The sequence below is a fragment of the Actinomycetes bacterium genome (genome assembly GCA_036000965.1).
Taxonomy (GTDB): Bacteria; Actinomycetota; CALGFH01; order CALGFH01; family CALGFH01; genus DASYUT01.
Window position 1 is genome coordinate 1 of record DASYUT010000319.1, and the last position, 5,873, is coordinate 5,873.

Here is a 5,873-nt window from a genome sequence, read left to right on the forward strand (position 1 = left end):
CACCAGCCCGCCGCCGCCAAGCCCGCGCCGGCGCTGCTTGATCGCACCGATATGCCGGTCCAGCGTGCCGACCAGGTCGAGGCGCTCGGCGAGCTCGGCGACCAGCAGCAACCCCACGTCGGGCGTCTGGGACGGGTCATCAAAGCGCAACTCGACACGAGCCCGGCCGCGCCGTAGCCTGCTCACCATCCAGGTGCCTTCCTGCTTGGGGATCGGTTGGCCTCGCAACCCCGATTCTCCCAGGCCGGAAGGCATCTGTGTCCCCACACCCGGACAGAAGCGACAGCTATCCGCGGATCTAAGTCAGATCGGCGCTATGCGGCGCGCCCGAAGGCTACCCCAACAACCCCTGGTCGACCAGATTATTCATGAACAAGCCCATAGCATGCACGGGGTAAGCCGTACGCCTACTCCCGAGGCGCGAGGAACTGCACCGCCTTGAGTGGCAGTCGCTGCTGGCCCTCTTCTTGAACCTTGGAGTAGTGCTCGACCCACAGATCGAAGAAGCGTTGCAGGTCGATGAGGGAGATCCGGCGGTTCTCCTGGCTACGGACCTCACGCTGCGCCTCAGAGGTGAACCCGCCTGTCGAGATGAAGATCCCGACGTCTTGTCCGCCGAGCAGCGCCATGAAGGCCCGCAGCCCATCGACGCTGATCTTGTCGGCGCGCCGCTTCACCTGCACCTTGATCCGCGGTCCCATCGCGCCCAGAGGATCGGTGTACGCAAGGACGTCCAGCCCCTGATCCGGTCCCGGCGGCGAGACCCAAGCAAGGTGGTAGCCCATCGCCCGCAGCAGCGCCGCCACCAGCTCCTGGAACTCGTAGGGGTTCATCGCCTGCAGGTACTGCTCGACCTCAAGCCAGGCGGTCTCCTCTGCCTCCTCAAGCGCGCTCGTGGCACTTGCCGGGCTGCTGGCGCTATCGAGGCTGGCCGATGCCTCCTCTGGTTGGTTCCTCCGCCACACCTGGTAGAGCCGCGATACCTCTCGGCGCAGCTCCAGCGGATCCTGGAAGCGCTTGGCTGCCAGTCGGCCCTCCTCGGTCAGGATCCACTGGCCCTTGCTCTTCACGAGCCAGCCCGCCTTGACCGGCGCGATGGTGTTGAACCGTACGATCTTGTCGAAGCGGCGGAAACCAGGTGTGCTGGGGTAGTCGCTTTGCTCGAATGGGGTCGGTGGCAAGCGGCGTTCGACCTCTTGGATCACACGGCGGGCTTGGAGGCCGTCGGGGTGCTCCTCGAGCACCGCGAACACTGCCTGGAGGATCTCGCCCGTCCGCTTGCGTGTGACCTCTGCCACCTGGCCATCCCCCCGCATCGCGACAGTCCGCATTGAGGCGTATCACCTTACTGCCAAGAGGATGAGGTGGCACCTTGGCCGGCCTGTCCTATGCAGCTCGCATAAGTTGAGCAGGGTGGTTCTCCCCCTCAGTGATCGACCTTGCCGTACCCGGCCGGCCGATCAGGTCCCTGGTCGCGAGGGCCGGAGCGCCGAAGGGCGTCCGCGACCGGACGGGACCGGAGGGCCCATCGGGTCCGCGCTGGGTCCGTGCCACAGCGGGAGTGCAGGTGCGTGTGCGGTCACCGGCAGTTCAGAGGAAACAGCAGGTGATCGCCCGTCCGGCTCAGGCAGCTCGGATGATGCACGCGGCCGAATCAGATTGTGGTCCCGAAGGTCATCGAACGTCGCGGGCGACGCTCACGTGTCGGCGGCCGGGGTCCGTCGACGGTCGATGTAGCCGCCCCGCCGCCGACCGAACGCCCCGGGCCGTAGCTGCCGCTCAAGCTGCATCAGGCTCCAGACCCTGCTGCCGTCCGCGCGGATGTAGGGCTCGACGTTGGCGGCCGCCTCGCGGACGGTGGCCAGGTCGACGCCGAGCAGCTCCGCGCACCGGTCGAGCGGTGCCGCAATCGGCCGGTAGAAGTCGGGCGCGTCCCACGTCCGCATGCCGGTAGCTTACCGAACACATGTTCAATAGTAGGAAGCGGCTGAACGGCCCGGGAAGCGGCCGGGGTCCCTAGCGGGGTAGTTCGTCCAGGGCGTCGCTCACCGCGGCGTCAGCCTGGTCACGGTGGGAGGCGACACCCTTGCGGACCGAGCGGCCCTCCAGGCTGATGAGCCACCGGTAGACGCCAGGGCGGTTGGCGTCGATCCGGATGACGTAGCGGCCGTAGTGCGCCACCCAGAACTTGTGGCCCGCGTCGTCCTTGCTCTCGTAGGTCACCCTGGCCATGTCGCAGATCGTACGTTCGACGCCGAAGCACCGTCCAACGCGCCTCCAAGGTGGTGCACCTGGAGGATGCCTGGAGGATGTAAGAAGGGGCAACAACGGACACGAGCGGTCCATGGCGGTGTACCCAACCGGGAGCATGACCAGCGCAAACGGGGGTGACCAACACCGCTCGACCGGTCGTTTGCTAGATGGCATGCAAGAGGTCAGGGTTTTGAGATCGCCCTCAGTGAGGGGTGTGACGCAGGTGAGGCCGCTGTTCCCAAGGGACGGCAGCGGTACACAGCTGGCGGCGTGGCCCGCGCGGCTCCGGGGCTGTCGCGCTGCGGTTTGCCCCGCCACGTCGCGGCTTGATCGAGGAGAGGGCGAGATCGCCTGGTCAACCGGCCAGACCTGGCGGGTCGGCGCGCACGCGTAGGGCGCGGCCCGACGCCGACCTGATGTCCGGGCAGGGGAACCGTGGTCGAGGACGCGCCGGCCGTCGCGCCTTCGGGTCGCCAGCCGCACCCAGACCGTGCCCGGCAGGCCCTACCGTCGGGGAGTACGGTGGGTGAGCGCCATGCGGCTCCGGCTTGGCCGTGCCCGCCTGCTTGCTGGGTTGGTCGGAGCCCGGCAACCAGGCCAAGGGCGGTGACACCTGGTGACCCGCCGGAAGACGCGCCGGCCCGGGGAGATCAGCATCACGCCCGGATCGGGTATCGACAAGGGCCGCAGCTGCACCTGCTGGCCCAAGCCTGACGACCCCCGTCCGTGCACCCCGCAGACCTGCGACTGGCGCTGCCGGGCGTGCCGCATCCACGGCCGGCCGTTCTACAGCCACGGCGACCTGCAGTACCTGGAGCACGGCACCGGGCCGCTGGCGGCGGAGCTTCGCCGGCTGTGGCGCGCCAAGGGGACGATGAAGGGCGGCACTACCCGGCAAGGAGCACGCCATGACGGTGACGGCTGGCTGGCGCCGCCGCAAGGCGCAGCTGGGCTGGCGCCACGCCGCCGCCACTCCCTCACGGTGACCGATCTGTACTACCCGGGCCTGCAGGACCCCCCACCAGGCCATGACGGCCGCAACGCCGGCAGGGGGCAGTAGCTGGAAGTCTCCTTTGCCGCCTCGCCGACCTGCCTTGCCGGGCTGCGCCGTGCCGTCCGAAGCAGCTTGCAGGAGCTGCCAGCTGCCATCCCGGGCGATGTTGTCGACGACCTGGTCTTGGCCGTCAGCGACGCCGCCACCAACGCCATCCTGTATGGGTCCTGCGACGCGCAGCCGGTCAACGTGACCGTCGGGTGCAGGGAGGCTGGATCGAGGCGACGATCCGCGACCGGGGCCGCCCCCATCCCGCGCGGCTCCCGTGATGAGCCTTCGCGGGCGTGGGCTGTGGCTGATCGGGCAGTTGGTCGACGAGTTGCGCCTTGCCAAGGCCCGCCCAGGGACGCTGGTGACCCTTCGCCGGTGCATCGGCGACAGCGCCGCCATCGGCGAGTTGCCGCGATGGCCCGGTGGCCGTCAACGAGTACCGGCCACCACCACCTTGGCTGACCACAAGAAGGCGTGGCCTGACTGATCGGTGTTACTCCGCGGAGGGGCACTAGTGAACGCTTGACCGACGACCTCGGCTCCTATGTCGTTTGGTGGATATTGGACAGAGTGATGCTGCCCGTCGCTTACGCGGAGCTGCGGTGGTGCCGGGGCCGTTAGGCGGTCGGCGGACGGCGCAGGAAGACCAGCCGCACGCCGAGCGACAGCGCGGAGGTGGCTGCGACCGCGGCCAGGGCCACGACGGGCGCGCCCAGCAGCGCGCCCACGGCCACGAGCAGCAGGCGTCCGTCCCGGCCGCCGAGCAGCCACCCCAGCGCCCGCTCGGGCGCGGGCGGCAGCCCGAGCGAGGCCGCCCGGTCCTTGGTCGCCATCGACAGCAGCGCCCCGGCGGTGGCCACGGTGAGCGGGAGCACGGTGTGCGCGCTGTGCCCGTCAAGCGCCCACAGCCCCAGGCCGGCCAGGATGGCCGCGTCGGCGACCCGGTCCAGCACCCCGTCCAGCAGCGCCCCCGCGGCCCGCCCCGCAGCTGCAGCCGGGCGACCTCCCCGTCGACCCCGTCGGCGACCGAGCCGGCATGGACGAGCAGCGCGCCGGCCACGCCCTTGCCGGCCCCCAGCACCGCCGCCCCGGCCAGGCCGAGCCCGAACGCCACCAGCGAGACGAGGTCGGGCGCGGGCCGCAGCGGCGCCAGGAGCATCGACAGCCGGGTCGACACCGGCCGGTTGAGCCAGCGGCTGACCGGCCCGTCGGCGGCCTTGCCCAGCGAGCCGCGCAGCGCCGCAGCGGCCGCCCGGGCGTCCTGGGGGGTGTCCACGTCCTGCCACCAGCACCCGGCGGGCAGGGCGACGGCCCGCAGCGGGCCTTGCTGGGCCAGGCGGGTCACGGCACCGGCCAGCGTGTGGTCACCCTCGGCGGCCGCCTGGCGCTGGCAGCCGAAGATCCCCGTGGGGAGCAGGAATGCGCCGCAGTCGACGGCTGGCTCGTCGAGGTGCTTGCCCAACGCGACCGCGGCGCCGTCCACGATCCGCACCCTGGTCCCCTCGGCCCAGGCGGCCGGGTCCGGCCCAGGGTCGACCAGCACGGCCGGCTCCCCGGCCCCCAGCAGCCGGTCCAGCGTCCCCTCTGCGAACACGTGGTCGGTGGTGAGCAGCGCGAACAGCGCCTCGCCGGCCACCGCACCCTCGACAGCGGCGAGCGAGGCGCCGTTGCCGTCGCGCCACTGGTCGGCGTGCACGGTCCGGACCCGGCCGGGTCCCAGGCGCCCGACGACGGCCGCGACCGGGCCGGCGTCGTGGCCGACCACGACCACCACCTGCTCCAGCCCGCACGCGAGAAGAGTCCGCACCGTCCGTTCGGCCAGGCGCAGGCCGCCCAGGCGGAGCAGGGCCTTGGATCCTCCCCGGGTGAGCCGTCGGAGCCGCTCGGACCGGCCGGCGGCGAGCACGACCCCCACCCGCGGCAGCGGCGCCGGGGCGGGCCGGGACGCGGCCACCGGTCGGGCGGGCGTGGCGAACGGGTCGGGTGGACGCTGCGGTGCGCCAGCCATGCGCAATCCCTCGCGGCAAGAAGGTGAACCCCAGGCGAACAGCGTAAGGATCACCGCTGACGCCCACCCCAGGCAAGGCAGGGACCCGAAGGTGCAAGCAGCCGCGGTTGCCGCGTTTCTCAAGGCGAGACCAGGCTGACGCGATGGAGGTCGGGCCTCGATCCCTGCGCAACGGAGCCAGACGCTCCACGTGAGGATCAGCTCGGCGCCCGCCTGGCCAACGTCGAGCAGGCCCGGCTGGCCGTGTCCTCCTGGATCGCGTGCCACAACCACCGCCGGGGCGGCTTAACGCTGCCGGTCGTTGGCGCTGGCGGGTGGCCCATCCGCCCCAGCGTCCTTCTGGTTGGCCGCAGCCTGGGCGGCCTCCAGCGCCGCCTCGGCGTGCTCGGCCCGGGCCTCGGCCGCCCGCGAGCGAGCCCGCTCGGTCGCGATCACCGCGGTCCGGTCCCGCTGGGCGTCCTGCACGACCTCGCGGGCCACGTCGGCCACGGTGCGCTGCGACGCCCCCGCACGGGCGCGCAGCCGCTCGCTCGCCGCGGCCGGGTCCAGCCCCTCGGTGGCCACCAG

General features: G+C 71.5%; 8 protein-coding genes. 2 read left to right on the forward strand and 6 right to left on the reverse strand.

The genetic code is table 11. From position 1 onward, the window contains the following. The 4 genes from VG276_29125 to VG276_29140 all read right to left on the reverse strand — a co-directional run. On the reverse strand, window positions 1-255 hold a 255-nt coding region (locus VG276_29125; protein ID HEV8653349.1), incomplete at its 3' end, for a hypothetical protein. A gap of 152 nt (window positions 256-407) precedes the next feature. Further along, a complete protein-coding gene (locus VG276_29130) occupies window positions 408-1,253 on the reverse strand; it encodes a restriction endonuclease (GenBank protein HEV8653350.1) in 846 nt (281 codons plus the stop codon). A 444-nt stretch (window positions 1,254-1,697) separates the two neighbouring features. Continuing rightward, complete coding sequence (locus VG276_29135; protein ID HEV8653351.1) at window positions 1,698-1,946, reverse strand: hypothetical protein; 249 nt, start codon at window positions 1,944-1,946, stop codon at window positions 1,698-1,700. A 70-nt stretch (window positions 1,947-2,016) separates the two neighbouring features. Then, a complete protein-coding gene (locus tag VG276_29140) occupies window positions 2,017-2,232 on the reverse strand; it encodes a hypothetical protein (protein HEV8653352.1) in 216 nt (71 codons plus the stop codon). A 637-nt stretch (window positions 2,233-2,869) separates the two neighbouring features. Here VG276_29140 and VG276_29145 point away from each other — a divergent pair. Further along, window positions 2,870-3,313 carry a hypothetical protein gene (locus tag VG276_29145; GenBank protein ID HEV8653353.1) on the forward strand — a complete coding sequence of 148 codons (444 nt, stop codon included), beginning with the start codon at window positions 2,870-2,872 and terminating at the stop codon, window positions 3,311-3,313. A 602-nt stretch (window positions 3,314-3,915) separates the two neighbouring features. Here the strand turns inward: VG276_29145 and VG276_29150 are convergent. After that, window positions 3,916-4,251, reverse strand: coding sequence for a hypothetical protein (locus VG276_29150; GenBank protein HEV8653354.1), 336 nt, complete (start codon window positions 4,249-4,251; stop codon window positions 3,916-3,918). 83 nt (window positions 4,252-4,334) lie between these two features. On the opposite strand from VG276_29150, the gene VG276_29155 reads away from it, so the two are divergent. After that, a complete protein-coding gene (locus tag VG276_29155) occupies window positions 4,335-5,333 on the forward strand; it encodes a hypothetical protein (GenBank protein HEV8653355.1) in 999 nt (332 codons plus the stop codon). Window positions 5,334-5,591: 258 nt separating this feature from the next. Here VG276_29155 and VG276_29160 read toward each other — a convergent pair. Next, the coding region (locus VG276_29160) for a hypothetical protein (protein ID HEV8653356.1) at window positions 5,592-5,873 on the reverse strand (282 nt) is incomplete at its 5' end.